Source organism: Variovorax sp. HJSM1_2, assembly GCF_049316285.1.
Taxonomy (GTDB): domain Bacteria; phylum Pseudomonadota; class Gammaproteobacteria; order Burkholderiales; family Burkholderiaceae_C; genus Rhodoferax_B.
The window spans coordinates 80,026-95,136 of record NZ_JBMOXA010000006.1; the positions used below are offsets into that span (position 1 = coordinate 80,026).

A 15,111-nucleotide genomic window follows, 5' to 3' on the forward strand; every position below is an offset into this window, starting at 1 on the left:
GTGCGCAGGCTGGCATCCAAGTTACGGTCCAGACACGAGCAATCAGTTCCGTCCACTAGCCCAGGGAAATCCCTAGGACGGGAAAGTCCTCAGGCCTCAACATCCACGCACCGAGTCAGTGCCAGGCGCCAGACACAAGACTTTGGCGTGCGGGAGGCCGGTGCGGCCAACGGGTGACCGCCGCCCTATCGCCGCTCAGTACATCTTCAGCCGGCGAATACGCAGCAGCGCCACGATGCTGATCACGGCCGCACCCATCACGTAGAAGCTGGGCGCCAGCACGTTGCCCGTGGCACTGATCAGCCAGGCAATGATGAACGGCGCAAAGCCGCCAAAAATGGTCACCGCAATGTTGTAGCCCAAGGACATGCCGGTGGTGCGCGCCTGGGTGGGGAACATTTCGGTCAACAACGCAGGCAAGGGGCCGAAGTAGACCACCGCCATCAAGCCAATGAAGATCTGCACCGCCAGCATGGCGTAAAAGCTGGGGTTGGCGCTGAGCCAGTGGAACACCGGGTAGACCAGCACACCGAACAGCACAGCGGCAGTCAGCATCAGGCCGGTGCGGCCCCATTTGTCGGACAGATGACCCACAATCGGGTTGAACACGGTTTGCACCACGCCGGTGGCAATGATGGCGGTGAACGCGGTAGACGCCGGCAAGCCGAGTTGCTTCACCGCAAAAGTGGGCATGTACAAGATCAGGTAAGACGACACGGTGCCCAGCACCACGGCACCGATCACCAGCAGCAAGCGCTCTTTCTGGTTGGCAAAGGTCTCGGCCAGCGGCGCGCTGTGCACGGCGCGGGTGCGCATCTCGGCCTTGGCGGCCAGAAACTCGGGCGTTTCGTCCACGTGTTTGCGGATGTAGTAGGCCACCGGCGCAATCAGCAGGCCAAAGATGAAGGGAATGCGCCAGCCCCAGGATTGCATTTGCTCGGGGCTCAATTGGTTGTTCAGCACCGCGCCGAAAGCCGCCGCCAGCAAGGTGGTCATACCCTGGCTGGCACCCTGCCAACTGGCGTAAAAGCCACGGCGCTTGGGCGCATATTCGGCCAGGAAAGCCGTGGCGCTGCCAAACTCGCCGCCAGCCGAAAAGCCCTGGATCATGCGCGCCAGCACAATGCCGGCCGGTGCCCACAGACCAATTGCCTCATAGGTGGGCATGGCCGCAATCATCAAGGTGCCTATGGTCATGAGCGCGATGGAGAACATCAGCGCCGCCTTGCGCCCCACCTTGTCGGCATACACCCCAAGCACCAGCGCACCCAGCGGCCGCATGAAAAACGACACACCAAACGTGCCCAGCGTGAGCAGCAACGACACCGTGTCGTCCCCGGTCGGGAAAAACAGCTTGGCGATGGTGACGGCAAAAAAACCGTAGACCACCAGGTCAAACCATTCCAGGGCATTGCCAATGGTGGCGGCGGCAATGATGCGCCAGCCGCCCGGGGGAGCGTTGGCGGCATCTTGCGTGGAGGACGTGGACGCTGCGCTGGCGTCGAAGGGGGAGTTCACGGTACTTTCCATCTGCGGGCTCGGGGTTAGGGAATTGGATATAGGGGGAGAAAAGCAGAAACGAAACTTCAAGACTGAGCAGCTTGCAGGCCCAGAATCGCCTGCAGCATGGCCACGCGGTTTTGGCCCAGCACCATGCCGCGCCACACGTCGTCACCACCACAGAAGGCGTTAAACATGGCTTGGCGGATTTGCCGCGCCAGCTCGGCGGGTGCATCCGGGTGGGCGCGCAGCCAGGCTTCGCCACGCAGCGCATCGGTCATTTGCTCAAACGGCACCGTGCCGTATTCCAGCGCCATCAAGGTGCAGCGCGAATCGGGGCAGGCGCCGTAGATGGTGGACGACAGATTGCCCGTCACGTCCGCCGAGGTCGACTTGCCAGCAAACGGCACGGCCATGTCGCTGCCCCACCAACGGCCTGCGCGGGCGACCTCGGCGTCGTCGCGTCTACCGGCAAAAATCTTCTCGGCATGGCCGTAAGGGCCCAGGCCGGTGTGCACGTCTATCCAGCCGATATCGGCAAACGGCGCAGCATAGGTGCGCAGAATCTGCTCCAGATTTTGCAGCGACTGGCTGCGCGCCGCACCGCCGTAGAACACACCGCCGGCGTGGCTGTACTGGCCTTTGGACACGGCATCGCGATAGGCCACGGCGCCGTGTTGGGCGATGTAATCGGCCTTGGCCTGTTGGTTCTCGGCCGTGGGCGGCCAGGCTGCGGGCAGCAGCACATCGTGCAAACCGGCATAGGCCACGTTCACCGGCAGCGGCTGGCTGAAGTCTTGTGCGTTGCGGTTCAGGTCGATGTTGTGTTCGTTGGTGCGACTCAGCCACGAGAAGCCATAAGGATTGATGGCATGCACCAGCAGCAGCGCCACACCGGCGCTGGACGCGCGTGCCAGCAACGCATCGTCGGCGAGCAATTGCAGTTGGCAGGCCGAGCCGCAGAAACCCTCCACGCCATGTGTGGCCGAGGTAATCAACAACAGCTTGCTCGCGGGCCTGCCATCCGGCGGGCCAATCAAGGCCACGTCCGTCGTCAAGGCTTCACCCTCGGCGCCCACGGCATCAATGCCAAAGCTCGCCAGCGCCGCCCCGCGTACACGCGCAGCGGCCACAAAACGCTGGCGTGCCTGCTGGTAAGTAGCGGAGAAAAAAAACTCGGCGGGCATGGCCGAAGGGGAATAGGCAGGCGGTTTTTCCATGGCAGCAAGGCGTTTATTCGCACCAAGTTGTTGAGTCATGAACTAATGCTATAGAGTCATATGTATAAGCAAAAGACAAAATTTTCATCACTACGATCAGCTTTTGTTGTCACCCCATGCAGATGCTTCACCCGTGAAACCACAGCAGCTCAAAACCTTCATCACCGTGGCCGAATGCCGCAGCATCCGCTCCGCTGCACGCGCCCTGTATGTGTCGCAACCGGCGGTAACACGCACCATTCGCGAGCTCGAGCTTGATCTGGATGTGGAGCTGGTGCACCGCAGCGTCAATGGTGTGGAGCTGACACAAGCAGGGCACGCCTTCTACGCACGTGCCAACCTGCTGCTGGAAGAAATGCGCCGCGCGCGCGACGAGTTGAGCTTTTTGAAGGCCGGTGGCCATGGCCGTGTGGCCGCCGCCGTGACCACCGCCGTGGGCTTGACCGTGCTGCCCCAGGCCCTGCAGGCCTTCACCGACCGCATGCCCCAGGCGCACATACGGCTGACACAGGACTCGGGCATGGCGGCGCACAAAAAGCTGCAGGACGGCTCGCTCGACTTCATCGTGGCCAACACCATTCCCGGCGGCCCGCCGGACGAGTTCAGTTATCTGCCGTTGTTTGAGATGGCCTTGGCGGTGGGGGCACGCGCCGAGCACCCGTGTGTCAACGCACGCCACCTGCGCGAACTGCAGGACCAAACCTGGCTGGTGCCCTCGCTGGACCGCGACTACCACTCGCGCCTGTTCCGCTCGCGTGGGCTGGAACTGCCCACGCGCATACTCGAGTGTGAGTCCTTCGACGTCGCCATCCACCTGATGTCGCGCATAGACCTGGTGGCCATCGTCACCGCCAACCAGTTCGACGAACAACTCGGCACGCGCGGCATACGCGCCCTGCCGCTGCGCGAAAACTTTGCGCCGGTGCAGGTGAGCGTGGTGACCCTGCGCAACAGCCGCTTGACGCCTGCGGCCCAATGCCTGGTGGAGTGTTTGCAGGCAAGCCTGCGCTGAGCGGGCGTCAAGGCTGCGCAAAAACGGCCCGCGTGATACCGTCCAGACCGTCGCAACTCCAGCTTAGTGCCATGCGAATCCGTCCCGCAGTTCCAGCCGACTTACCCTCCTTCTTCGAGATCCGGACCAGCGTACGTGAAAACGAAATGTCCATGACGGAGCTTGCCTCGCAAGGTGTGACGCCGCAGACCCTGCCCGCGCTGCTGGACAGGCACGTATGTGCCTGGGTCGCCGAACAGCAGAACACGGTCATGGCCTTTGTGATCGCAAGCGCCCTGGACGCCCGTGTCGTGGCCATGTTTGTGCGACCCGGCCATGAGCGCCAGGGTTTGGGCCGGCAACTCATGCAACGCGCCGAGGCATGGCTTTTCTCCCAAGGGTGCGAGGAGATCTGGCTGGTGACGGACGATGACGAACGCGTGCGCGCAAATGGCTTTTACCGGCACCTGGGCTGGCAGGAGGATGACCTGCTGGACGGACCGATTCGCTTCATCAAGCGCGCGCCAGGCGCATAAACAGACACAGATAAGCACGCACAGACAGGGGCGCGCTGGCAGGGGCGCTGACAGGGACGCCAAGCCGCCAGCGCCGCCGCCACGTGACCGGATGCTGTGGAATACGGCCGGGCAGCTTATCTTTCCTGCGCCATGATCAGCAGCACTTGTGCGGGCTTGTCGCTGCGGTTTCGCAGTTGCCTGGCCTCGCCCGGCGCGATGCGGCAACTGTCCAGCCGGCGCAGCACCTCGCAGCGGCTGACACCATCAGGCATCTGCGCTGTGATTTCCAGCTCTCCATCAAACACCACGTAGAACTTCTCCTGCGCCGAGGCCACCAGTGTTGTGCTGCCGCCCGGCGCCACCACAGACAGGCCCAGCCACAGCGCATCCGCAGGACCGGCTTCGCGCCCCTGCAGGCGCGACATGTTGAAGCCATCGTGGCCTGGAGCGTCGTAGCGCGGTGCATCTTCGAGTCGAACCAAATGCATGCTGATCTCCGGGCTCAGGGAACAAAAACCACGCGTGAGGACGAGCCCGCGAGCACCTCCTGATAGGCCGCTGCCGCATGCTCCAGTGATACCAGGCCTGCAGCATCAACGTCGAATGCGCGCAGCGAGCCGTCGGCAAAACCCGGGGCCAGAGCATCGAGAATGGCCGCACACTTCACCACATCCAGCTTCAGGCTGTCCACCCCCACCAGTTGAAGATTGCGGCGGTAGAAGCCCAGGATGTCGAACGGCACCGAGCGCTCTATGGTCGAGATGAGTATCTGTGTGCCGCCCACGGCCAGGCTTTGCAGCGCCGCAGCAAAATACGGCGAACCCACGGTGTTGTAGGCGATGTCAGCGCCCCGGCCACCCGTGGCTTGCAGCACCGCCTCGCCCAGGTCTGCACGCGTGCCGTCGAGCAACGTCACCGATTGGCTGGCATGGCCACGGTAACGCCCTGCACCGCGCTCCACACCAATCACCGCCGCGCCGGCACGTGTCGCCAATTGAATGGCCGCCTGGCCAACCTTGCCGTTGGCACCGAAGACAACAACCGTCTGGCCTCGCCCCACCAGACCGGCACGGCGCAGCCCTTCATGCGCCGTGATGAACGGCACACCCACGGTGCCGGCGGCAGCCGCCGACACGGCTTCGGGTCGGCGCACCAGGGCGGCGATGGGCAACACCAAGTAGCGTGCATGGCTGCCGTCGCGGGTGATGCCCAGGTCACCACCCGTGCCCCAGACATGGACCCCCAGCCATTCCTCGGGGCCGGCCACCACCCGGGCGGAGAAATCGCGCCCCGGGGTGCGCGGCCAGACGGCCTGCGGCATCAGGCCCAACGCCGCCTTTACATCGCTGGGATTAACAGCCGCCGCCAAGACCTCGACCACGGCATGACCAGGTGGTGCATGGGGCAGATCTTGGGTTTCCAGTTGCAGCTGCAAAGCCTCGGGTGTTTCGGCTTTCTGGCGGATGCGCAGGGCGCGCGATGCAGTTGTCAGGGTCACAGTGGTCATGGTGAAGGTCCTTGGAAAAATAAAAAATCAGAGATCGGTGTTGCTGGGGCGCAAGCCCCAGCTCGCGCGTGCTTGCTGGCAGGTCGCGAGCCGCCCGCCGAGGTCTTCGACGATGCGACGCGCCTTATGCACGAGTTCGGCATTGCTCTGTGCCAGCACACCCTTGTCGAGGTAAATGGTGTCTTCCAGGCCTATGCGTACGTTGCCACCCAGCAGGTAAGCCTGGGCTACTGCGGGAAAGGCGTGGCGCCCCACCGCGAAGGCGGACCATGAGGCCTGGGGCGCGATCAAGGAGCGCGCCAGCGCCAGCGCCGCCGGGCTGAAGGGCAATGCGTAACGCACACCCAGCACAAAGGTGTAAAGGCCGGGCCCCTGCAGCGTGCCCTCGGCCAGCAGCGCCTGCGCAAGCATCAGATCGCCGGTGTCAAAACATTCGAGTTCAGGCACCACACCGTGCTGACGTATCACGGCGGCCATCCTGCGCACATTCGCGGGCGTGTTCATCACCACCTGTTCGCCGGAATTCATGGTGTTCAGGTCTAACGAGCAAATGTCTGGTCGCAGCGCGGCGATGTGCGCTACACGCTGCTCCGGTGGCAACAGCGTGGTGCCAGCGGCGGCCATGCGCGGTTCGTCCACACTGGGCACAAACCGTCCACCCGGGCCGGTCGTGAGATTGATGATGAGCTCGGGCCGGTGGCGTCGCAGGCTCTCGACCACACGGCCATAGAGTTCCACATCCATAGACGGCGCGCCGGTCTCTGGGTTGCGTACGTGGATGTGCACGGCCGCCGCACCGGCATCAGCCGCCTCCAGGCAGGCCTCGCTGATCTGGGCTGGCGTGATCGGCAGATGCGGCGTCTGATCGGGACGGGTGAGGTTGCCCGTCACGGCGCAGGTGAGTATGGTGGGTTGTTCCATGTGTGTCTTCATCCCAGATGGCGGCCACCATCGGCCACGATGACGCTGCCCGTGGCATAACGCAATGTGGTGCAGCAGGCCACGATGGCTGCGGCCACATCGTCTGCCACGCCCACACGTTTCAAAGGAATCGTGGCGCCCACACGTTCGTTAAAAGCCGCGTCGCGCCCGGGCACAAAAGCGGTGTCGACCACGCCCGGAGAAACCGCCATGCAGCGGATCTGCGGCGCCAAGGTTTTGCCCAGAGCACGCGTGAGCGCATCACAAGCCGCCTTGGCGGCCGCGTACGCAAGATTGCTGCCCAGGCCGGTGAAGGCCGCGATCGACGATACGTTGATCACCACGGCGTCGCCAGCACGTTTCATCTGGGGCGCAAACGCGCGTACCGCGGCAAAACTTCCGCGCCAGTTTGTGGCGAAGATGTCGTCAATCAGTTGGTCATCCAGGCCGTCAAGATCCGCCGCCGCCACCTGCCGCGTGAAACCCGCGCTGTTTACCAGCACGCTGGCCTGGCCTATCTGCTGCTCTATCGTCTGTGCGGCGGTGCGCAGCCCGGCGCTGTCGGTGACGTCGGCCTGCAGCGCGCGATGTCCGGAGCCCGGCAGTTGCGCCAGCACGGACGCGGCGTTCTCGGGTGCGCCGCGCTGCAGCAGCACCACTCGGGCACCGAGTGCTGCCAGGCGCTGTGCGGTGGCCAAACCGATGGCACCCGTGCCTCCGGTGATGACGGCGATTTCGCCATCAAGCCGCTCGCGTGGAGCGAAACTTCTGTTGTCTTGCATATCGATCTCAAGGTAATGGGCAGTGGGGCAGCACGGTTTCGCCGCGTTCTAGCCGGAGTTCAAGGTCCAGGCTGAAACCGCCTCGGCCATCGGGCTCGAAGCGGCGCAGCAAGGAGCCCACGGCGCCGAACACCACGTCCTTGTGGGCGTGTGGGTCTTCGATGTCGAAGAACTGCGTCGCCAGCACCTTGTGGCCGGCGGCCACCACGATGAAGTGCAGATGTGCGGGACGCATCACGCCACGCCCCTGCGCTGCCAGCAGTTCGCCGCACGGGCCGTCCACCGGCACCGGGTAACCAGCGGGACGTACGCTGTGAAAGTCGAAGCGGCCCTGGCCATCGGTGAGGAACACGCCGCGCAGATTCATGTCCTGCTGGTGTGGATCCTGGTTCTCGTAAAGGCCTTGGGGTGAGGCCTGCCAGGTCTCGACCCGCGCATCCACCAGCGGCACACCAGTGAGCGAGAGCACACGGCCGCGCACATGCAAAGGTGCACCAGGGGTGTCGGCCAAGGCAATGTTTTCGCCGCAGGCACGCACCGGCTGGTTGGCGCGCCAGAACGGCCCGACCAACGCTGGCTCGGTTCCGCCCTGCGCCAGCGCTTCACGCGCGCCACGCAGTTGCACCAGGGTTGCCAGCCCCAGGATGTCGGCCAGAAGAATGCCTTCATTCTTCTGCGGCCCGCTGGCCTGCCCTACACGCACCAGGAAATCCAGCGCCTGGTCGAGTTCGGCGGGCGACAGGTCGACCTCCAGCGCCAGCGCGTGCAGGTGGCGGATCAGCGCGTCCATGACCTGCTTCAGCCGGGTGTTGGCGGTGCCGGCATTGGCCTGCAAAACGGCGGCCAGCAATGCCGCCGGGTCCGAGGCGGACAGCGCGCCTGGTGTGGGCGCGCCCATGTTCAAGGCGTGGGCGCTTTTCATGGCATCAACGCCCGCGCGTTGTCGCGGTAGATCGCCTGCAGCTCGGAGGCACTCAAGCCGGAGCGCTCCAGCCCCTCGGCAATCTTGGCCGGTTCCACCCACGGGAAGTCAGAGCCGAAGACGATCTGCGAGGTCGGCACAATCATCTTCAATATGCCCATGTGTACCGCGTCCGCTGCGGCGGCAGTGTCATAGTAGAAGCGGCGGAAGTGGTGCAGCCGCGAATCGGGCGGCGCCACGCGCGCCAGGGATTCGGCTGTCTCGCCCACCAGGAAACGCTGTGCCCAGATGCTGCCGCCGCCGTGCGACCAGATGTAGCGGATGTCCGGCGTTGCCTTGGCGGTGCCGCTCTGGATCAAGCTCACCATGGCGCGCGCCAGGTCGGACCCAAGCTCGACAAAAGTTGGCAATATGCCTGGCTGGAAGTTCCAGGCGCAGCAATTGGGCGCGGTGGCGTGGGTGTAGACCACGGCCTTGCGCCGGTTGAGCTCGGCCCATACCGGGGCGAAGGATGGATCGCCCAGCCACTTGTCGTCGTAGCTCGACAGCAGCCCCACGCCGTCGGCCTTCAGCACGTCGAATACATACTCGATTTCGCGCAGGCTCCCCTCTACATCGGGCAGGGGCAGCACCGCAAAATGCCCATAGCGGCCCGGGTGATCGCCCTTCATGCGGGCGGCAAACTCGTTGAGCTCACGCGCCGCCTGGCGCGACTCCAGGGGATTACCAAACCATACACCGGGCTGGGTGACCGACAGAAATGCCTTCTCCACACCGCCACGCTCCATGGCTTCGAGGTCTTTCGCTACCGTCCAGGACTTGAATTGCTCAAATCCCAGGACCGGCTGTTTCAGATGCTGCCGCTCCACCAGCTTGATCCAGGCGGGTGAGAAGAAATGATGGTGAAAGTCGATACGTGTGCCCTTTGTGCCCAGGGTCTGGGCCAGTGGGCGCCCCTCGGGCAGCAAGGCGCCGGCGCCCAGCGCCCCCAGGGTGCCGAGCGAGCCGAACATGCCGAGAAAGCCCCGGCGCGAAGCCGTGTGGGTGTCTGGGCCGGATAAAGAACAGGGTTTGTGGTCCATGAAGATGCTCCCGGCTTGGTTCAGAAGTTGTGGCGAATGCCGAATTCGAGTCCCCTCGAATTGATGCCCGCCTGGGCCGGCAAGGGCGAAGTCGCTGGCCAATCCCCTACACCGGTGCTAGTCACCAGTTGCGCCGATGCGCCCTTGTTGTTGAGGAAGGCGAACGTGCCGTAGAGCGCCGTTCGTTTGGACATGTTGTGCACATAGCCAAGTGCCAGCTTGCTCCAATCGTCGCCACTGTTTTTGCGGTTGTAGTAGCTGTACGCGGCGCGCCACTCCCCTACCCCGTGGCTCCATGTGGCGCCCAACAACCAGGCGTCGATACGCGCGCCGCTGGTGTCGGCTTCACGGGCCCAGAAGGCCATGGGTGTCAGCGCACCGAAGTTGTAGGAAATCGCCATGTTCGCGGCCTTGACCTGCGCTGGCGTCGTGGCGGTGCCGCTGTAGCGCCGGCCCAGGGCGCCCGCCACGTTCAGCGCCTTGTCGCCATAGCCCAGGCGTGCCCCGACGTAACTGTTGTTCTTGCTGTTGGCACTGGTGCTGGGCTCCTCACCGAATGCGTACTGGGCCTGACCGTACCAACCGCCCAGTTGCCTGGGCAATAGATAGGTGAGCGCGTTGCTCACGCGAATCGGCGCACCCAACATGCTGAAAGCGGTCGTTTGGCCAACACCGGCGCCTTGAAACGGGTCGAACCAGGAGGGGTTGAGGTAAGTGGCCGACCATTCGCGGCCCACACGAAACTCGCCCAGGCTGCCCGTCAGACCTACCGTTGAACGGCGCTGGAAGTTCATGGCGCCAGCACCCGTGTCGGGAATCAGCGCGCCCTCCAGCCAGAAGCCTGCAGACAGTCCGCCCCCCAGATCTTCCGTGCCGCGAAAGCCTATGCGCGAGTGGCTGTTGCCGCTATAGCTCACGGCCGTAAGACTGGCGTCACCCTGTGAAATGTGTGCGACCCCAAGGTCGACCACACCGAATATCGTGACCTGGGATTGCGCAAAAGCACAGCCGCTGGCGGCAAGGCCGACCAAGGCCAAGGCAGAGAAACTATTTTTCATCGTGTACTTCGGGTATGGAGAGTTAAAAGCTGGCGTTGAATGTGAAAATGAAATGAATGCAGCAAATTAATCAGCAATTCATATGAACATCACCTTGCGGCAATTGCGCGCCTTTGTTGAAGTCATACATAGCGGTGGCTTCACCGCGGCAGCCCGCAAGCTGCACCTGACGCAATCCGCCACCAGCCTGTTGATCCGCGAGCTGGAGCAGCAGCTGGGCCTTGCGCTGGTGGACCGAACGACGCGGCAAATTGCGCTGACAGATGCGGGCCGCGAGTTGTTTGACAGCGCCGAACGCATACTCGCGGACGTAGAGCACGCCGTCGCCAACACACAGGACCTGGTGCAGAAGCGCCGTGGCCGGGTGACGATTGCGACCACCCCGTTTCTCGCTGCCAACTTCTTGCCCGAGGTGATTGCCAAATTCCAGCTTTCGCACCCGGCCATTTCGGTGCGCATCGCCGATCTGCCAACCGAGCAATTGGTGCGTGTTGTCGACAGCGGCGATGCCGATATGGGCTTCGGTGTTTTTCCACAACTGGACGTGGCCCTGGAACGCGTCACCTTGCTGCGCCATAACCTGGGCGTGATGCTGCCCGCCGTCTGGCCATTGGCGCAGCGCCGCCGGCGCCTGACCTGGGCCGACCTGGATGGGCAGCCCATGATTGGCCTGGTGCCTGCGGGCGGCTTCCGCAGCCTGGTCGACCCGCTGCTGCACCGCGAGGGAGAGCTGGCCTCGCTGAAGTTCGAGGTCGGACATCTCAGCACCGCCGTGGGGCTGGTGGAAGCCGGTCTCGGCGCCACCGTGGTGCCAGCCTATGTGGGGGCTTTGGTGCGCTCGACGCGGGCACGTTTTCGCGCGCTCAACGATCCGGTGATCCAGCGCCAGATCGAGCTGGTGTGGCGCGCCACACGCTCGCTGTCGCCGAGTGCCAGTGCGTTTCGCAGTTGCCTGGAAACCTGCTGCAAGCCGCTTCAGGCCGGATAGGCGAAGCGCTGCGACGAAGTCCGGGTTCAGTTCGGAAAACACGGATTCGCCTTGGAGCATTTGTCACCGATCACGGCCACCGCCTGGATCTCGATCAACATGCCGGGCACCGCCAGGTTGGACACCGTGATCTGCGCGCTGGCCGGGAAGTTGCGGTCGGGGAACATCTCGGTACGCACCTTGGCAAAGCTCGCACCATTACGGGCGTCGGTCAGGTAGGCCGTCATGCTCACAATGTCTTTAAGGCTGCCACCCGCACGCTTGAGCGTCTGTTCCAACAAGGCAAATATGGTGCGGGTCTGCGCCTCGACATCACCCTTGATGTCCTTGCCGGCAAGGTCGGTGGTGGTGGTCTCGCCGGCCAGCCAGACGATGCGCCCGCCCTCGGTGACCACGGCCGGCGAATACGAGCGCCCCTTGATGCGTTCACCTTGCTCCATGTAGTCGGCCGCATGTGCGTGGGGATACAGGGCTGCGGCCAAGGCAACAGCGGCCAGCCAACGGCTGTGTCGGTTTTTCATTCAATGCTCCTGAGGGTAGTTTTGGCGGGCGCAAATGCCCGCCTGGGTGGGGGAAATCGCGTTTAAACGAGCGGGTAACGGCTGGCCAGCACACGCATGGACTCAGCGGCCTCACGGACAATTTCGGCGCCGTCCCAGCGGGTCGGCCGGCCGCCTCGCAGCAATACGCGGCCGTCGACCAGCACCGTGTCCACGTTGGCCGGCTGAGCCGAATACACCAGCGCATGGGCCGGGTCGAAGACCGGCGCCAGGTTGAGATCGGTCGCCCGCAACATCTGGATGTCCGCACGTTTGCCGGGCGTCAACGAACCAATCAGGTGCGACAGCCCCAGGTCGCGCGCACCATCCAGCGTTGCCAGGCGCAGCAGGCGATGGGCGGTCAGCGGCTGGCGATTGCCGAAGCGCTGCTTGTGTGACCACAGCAGGGCGCGCATGCAGGCATAAAAGTCGGCGTTGGCCGATGCACCAGAGCTGTCTACCGACAGGCTTTGCAGCACACCGGCCTCCTCCATCTCATGGAACTGGATGACACCACGTGTCGCCTGGGCGTAGAGCATCTCTATCGTCGGCGAACAGGTCATGGTGGTGCCGCTGGACGCCAGCAATGCGCAGTCGGCAGCGCTCATGCCCTGTGGATGGACCAGTTGCAGATCCGGGCCCAGCAAGCCATGTTCAGCGAGCACCGGCACCAGCCCCGGACGGGCGTGCATGGTCAACGGCAAACCAAGCGCCCGGATGTGGGCGCATTCTTCGCTCACCACACGTACGGGCACGGCGCCGCGTGGATTGGAAACGGGCGTGCGCACCGCTGCGCCCAGGCTGAGCAACTCGGAGGGCAGCCCCTGTTGCAACACACGGCCCAGGTCTGCCAGATCCATGGGTTGATCCAGCGGCTGCTCCTGCCCCCAGCCATAGGCAAAACGACCGCGCTGTCCCATCTCCGCCATGGCGCGCAACTCGGCATCGGCATGGGCCGGTGAGCGCGTGTTGTGCGCCCAGTTCTGCACCGTGGTGATGCCGGAGAGCAAGCCCTCGGCAAGCCCCAGACGCACGGAGCGATAACTGTCTTCAGGCGTGAACAGCGGCCCTGTGCCCAGCGTGACCGGAAAGTAGCCGTGCTGGGGATCGTCGCCCCGCACCAGCGCACGCAGCGCGCTGTTCCAAAGGTGCCAGTGGGTGTCGACAAAGCCGGGCAACACAATCATGTCGCGAGCGTCTATCTCGGGCACGCCCTGGGCCAGCAAATCCGGCCCCACGGCCACGATGGCGCCGTCGCGGATGTGCACGTCGGCGCAAGGTAAATCACCCAACGCGGGGTCCATGGTGAGCACACATGCGCCACGGATGATGAGCTCTTGATCTAAGCCGCTGCGGGCGGATGAGGATATCGAAGGCACAAAGAATCTCCTGCGCCACGATTGGGCGCATGTATCTCGAGAAAAAAGAGGGAAAGAGGCGGCGCTACTCGGCCTTGGCGCCCGAGATGCGGATCAATTGCGCCTTCTGGCGCATATCAGCTTGAATGAAGCGTGCAAAGGCATCGGGTGCCGAAAACACCGGCTCAAAGCCACGCGCAACCAACACGGCGTCGCGGAACGTTGGGTCGTGGCCAATGGCCAGCACGTCCTGGTGAATCCTTTGCACAACCGCAGCCGGTGTACCACCCGTCGCGAAAAGCCCGAACCAGGACTCGCCGGGGTCTATGTCTGCCAAGCCGGCTTCACGCAGCGTAGGCAGCTCGGGCATCTCGGCCAGCCGAGTAGCCCGTCCCACAGCCAAGGCCTTGAGCTTGCCGGCACGCAGCAGCCCCAGGGCCCCGGCAACACCGGCCAGGGTGAGCTGTGTTTCGCCCGCATGCACGGCCGTGACCGCAGGCGAGATGCCCTTGTAAGGCACGTGCACCAGATTCACACCAAGCTTGGCCTTGAAGGACTCGAACAGCAGATGCGGCAGGCTGCCCGAGCCGTAGGAGGCGTAGCTCAATGCACTTGCCGGCGACTTTGCCAAGGTGGCCAGTTCAGCCATGTTGTTCGCCGCCACGGAGGGGTGCGCCACCACCATCTGCGGCAGGCTCACCAGCTGGCTGATAGGTGTCAGCTCGCGTTGCGGGTCATAGGGCAGTTTGTCGAACAGGAATGGGTTGCTGGTGATGGTGGCCTCACTGGTCAGCAATAACGTGAGCCCATCCGGCGCCGCTTTAGCAACAGCCGTGGCACCAATCAGCGTAGAGGCGCCAACCTTGTTCTCCACCACCACCGCTTGGCCCCACTGCCTATGCAGGCGGTCCGCCAACATACGAGCCAGCAAGTCCACACCACCGCCTGGCGCGTAGGGCACCACAATCTTCACCGTACGTCCGGGCCACGGTGCACTTTGTGCCCAGGAAACAGGGCTGGCGACGGCCATACCCAGAGCCGTGCATACGCTGCGGCGCGAACAATTCAACGCTGACTTCATCACTTGATGCTCTCGAAATGCCGGTAGGAGGAATCGTTGCGGCCAATGTGGCCTATCACCTGGTAACGCGCCTTGACCAGATCGGCCGGGACATCCAACACACGGCGATAGTCGTTGACGGTTTGCCGCCCATCCAGCGCCCATTTTCCGTCGCGCCGCGACCAGCTATCAAGATAACGTGAATGCATCCAGCGCTCTTCGTAGAGGCCGGGGTTTCCTTGCTTGGGCACCAGCAGGGTTGCGGTCCCGGTGGATTCACTCACGGCACGGTCGCCGTTGACCTCGATCAGGATGTTGCTGATGCGGTGGTTGTTGCCTGTCATTTCATCGTGCGCCTGGATCAACCAATCCACATAGGCCTCCCAGTTGGGAAACTCGCGGCCGCCAAAACTCATCTTGGCACCCGGATGGGCCAAGGAGATCAACAATGCACGGTCTCCCCTGTCCAGACCACGCGGGTACTTGTAGATCAATTCGGTGATGGCCTGCTTGGCCAACAAGGTTTCAATTTCTGTGGCGCTTGCTGTAGGTGTGGCCTTCTGCGCATGGGCCTGCAATGGCAGCGTCAGACTGACGCTGAATGCTGTCGCCAGCACCGCTAACAGCAGCCGAATTTTCAGGGGTGATTTTTCCATCGACATTTT

The 15,111-nt window shown here is 63.6% G+C and carries 16 protein-coding genes; 3 read left to right on the top strand and 13 right to left on the bottom strand.

Annotation, left to right across the window (positions count from 1 at the left end; all coding sequences use genetic code 11):
• Nucleotides 1-195 precede the first annotated feature (195 nt).
• Both ACFQ95_RS08530 and ACFQ95_RS08535 read right to left on the bottom strand, forming a co-directional pair.
• The gene (locus tag ACFQ95_RS08530; RefSeq protein ID WP_422830419.1) at nucleotides 196-1,530 is read right to left on the bottom strand and encodes an MFS transporter; all 1,335 of its coding nucleotides are present in this window, start codon (nucleotides 1,528-1,530) and stop codon (nucleotides 196-198) included.
• A 56-nt stretch (nucleotides 1,531-1,586) separates the two neighbouring features.
• A complete protein-coding gene (locus ACFQ95_RS08535; protein WP_422830420.1) occupies nucleotides 1,587-2,720 on the bottom strand; it encodes a M14 family metallopeptidase in 1,134 nt (377 codons plus the stop codon).
• A 133-nt stretch (nucleotides 2,721-2,853) separates the two neighbouring features.
• On the opposite strand from ACFQ95_RS08535, the gene ACFQ95_RS08540 reads away from it, so the two are divergent.
• Both ACFQ95_RS08540 and ACFQ95_RS08545 read left to right on the top strand, forming a co-directional pair.
• Complete coding sequence (locus ACFQ95_RS08540; protein ID WP_422830421.1) at nucleotides 2,854-3,732, top strand: LysR substrate-binding domain-containing protein; 879 nt, start codon at nucleotides 2,854-2,856, stop codon at nucleotides 3,730-3,732.
• A gap of 152 nt (nucleotides 3,733-3,884) precedes the next feature.
• A complete protein-coding gene (locus tag ACFQ95_RS08545) occupies nucleotides 3,885-4,247 on the top strand; it encodes a GNAT family N-acetyltransferase (protein ID WP_422830422.1) in 363 nt (120 codons plus the stop codon).
• A 116-nt stretch (nucleotides 4,248-4,363) separates the two neighbouring features.
• Here ACFQ95_RS08545 and ACFQ95_RS08550 read toward each other — a convergent pair whose 3' ends face one another.
• From ACFQ95_RS08550 to ACFQ95_RS08580, 7 genes are read right to left on the bottom strand one after another with little or no spacing between them, the layout of a single operon-like run.
• Nucleotides 4,364-4,717, bottom strand: coding sequence for a cupin domain-containing protein (locus ACFQ95_RS08550; RefSeq protein ID WP_422830423.1), 354 nt, complete (start codon nucleotides 4,715-4,717; stop codon nucleotides 4,364-4,366).
• A gap of 14 nt (nucleotides 4,718-4,731) precedes the next feature.
• The gene (locus ACFQ95_RS08555) at nucleotides 4,732-5,736 is read right to left on the bottom strand and encodes a quinone oxidoreductase family protein (RefSeq protein WP_422830424.1); all 1,005 of its coding nucleotides are present in this window, start codon (nucleotides 5,734-5,736) and stop codon (nucleotides 4,732-4,734) included.
• Between the two features lie 27 nt (nucleotides 5,737-5,763).
• Nucleotides 5,764-6,657 carry a 3-keto-5-aminohexanoate cleavage protein gene (locus ACFQ95_RS08560; RefSeq protein ID WP_422830425.1) on the bottom strand — a complete coding sequence of 298 codons (894 nt, stop codon included), beginning with the start codon at nucleotides 6,655-6,657 and terminating at the stop codon, nucleotides 5,764-5,766.
• Nucleotides 6,658-6,665: 8 nt separating this feature from the next.
• Nucleotides 6,666-7,439: an SDR family NAD(P)-dependent oxidoreductase gene (locus ACFQ95_RS08565; RefSeq protein WP_422830426.1), complete on the bottom strand. Its 774-nt coding sequence runs from the start codon at nucleotides 7,437-7,439 to the stop codon at nucleotides 6,666-6,668.
• Between the two features lie 7 nt (nucleotides 7,440-7,446).
• Nucleotides 7,447-8,361 (bottom strand): dioxygenase, encoded by a 915-nt coding sequence (locus ACFQ95_RS08570; protein WP_422830427.1) that lies wholly within the window; start codon nucleotides 8,359-8,361, stop codon nucleotides 7,447-7,449.
• Nucleotides 8,358-9,443, bottom strand: coding sequence for an amidohydrolase family protein (locus tag ACFQ95_RS08575; protein ID WP_422830428.1), 1,086 nt, complete (start codon nucleotides 9,441-9,443; stop codon nucleotides 8,358-8,360). The genes ACFQ95_RS08570 and ACFQ95_RS08575 overlap by 4 nt, the downstream gene beginning before the upstream one ends.
• Before the next feature lie 20 nt (nucleotides 9,444-9,463).
• Nucleotides 9,464-10,501 (bottom strand): porin, encoded by a 1,038-nt coding sequence (locus ACFQ95_RS08580; RefSeq protein ID WP_422830429.1) that lies wholly within the window; start codon nucleotides 10,499-10,501, stop codon nucleotides 9,464-9,466.
• Between the two features lie 82 nt (nucleotides 10,502-10,583).
• On the opposite strand from ACFQ95_RS08580, the gene ACFQ95_RS08585 reads away from it, so the two are divergent.
• Nucleotides 10,584-11,489 (top strand): LysR family transcriptional regulator, encoded by a 906-nt coding sequence (locus tag ACFQ95_RS08585; protein WP_422830430.1) that lies wholly within the window; start codon nucleotides 10,584-10,586, stop codon nucleotides 11,487-11,489.
• Between the two features lie 26 nt (nucleotides 11,490-11,515).
• Here ACFQ95_RS08585 and ACFQ95_RS08590 read toward each other — a convergent pair whose 3' ends face one another.
• The 4 genes from ACFQ95_RS08590 to ACFQ95_RS08605 all read right to left on the bottom strand — a co-directional run bounded on the left by ACFQ95_RS08590 (nucleotide 11,516) and on the right by ACFQ95_RS08605 (nucleotide 15,102).
• Nucleotides 11,516-12,010, bottom strand: a complete 495-nt coding sequence (locus ACFQ95_RS08590; protein WP_422830431.1) for a RidA family protein — start codon at nucleotides 12,008-12,010, stop codon at nucleotides 11,516-11,518.
• Between the two features lie 62 nt (nucleotides 12,011-12,072).
• On the bottom strand, nucleotides 12,073-13,407 hold the full coding sequence (locus ACFQ95_RS08595; RefSeq protein WP_422830432.1) for an amidohydrolase family protein: 1,335 nt from the start codon (nucleotides 13,405-13,407) through the stop codon (nucleotides 12,073-12,075).
• Nucleotides 13,408-13,471: 64 nt separating this feature from the next.
• Nucleotides 13,472-14,467 (bottom strand): Bug family tripartite tricarboxylate transporter substrate binding protein, encoded by a 996-nt coding sequence (locus tag ACFQ95_RS08600; RefSeq protein ID WP_422830433.1) that lies wholly within the window; start codon nucleotides 14,465-14,467, stop codon nucleotides 13,472-13,474.
• Nucleotides 14,467-15,102 (bottom strand): nuclear transport factor 2 family protein, encoded by a 636-nt coding sequence (locus tag ACFQ95_RS08605; protein ID WP_422830434.1) that lies wholly within the window; start codon nucleotides 15,100-15,102, stop codon nucleotides 14,467-14,469. The genes ACFQ95_RS08600 and ACFQ95_RS08605 overlap by 1 nt, the downstream gene beginning before the upstream one ends.
• Nucleotides 15,103-15,111 lie beyond the last annotated feature (9 nt).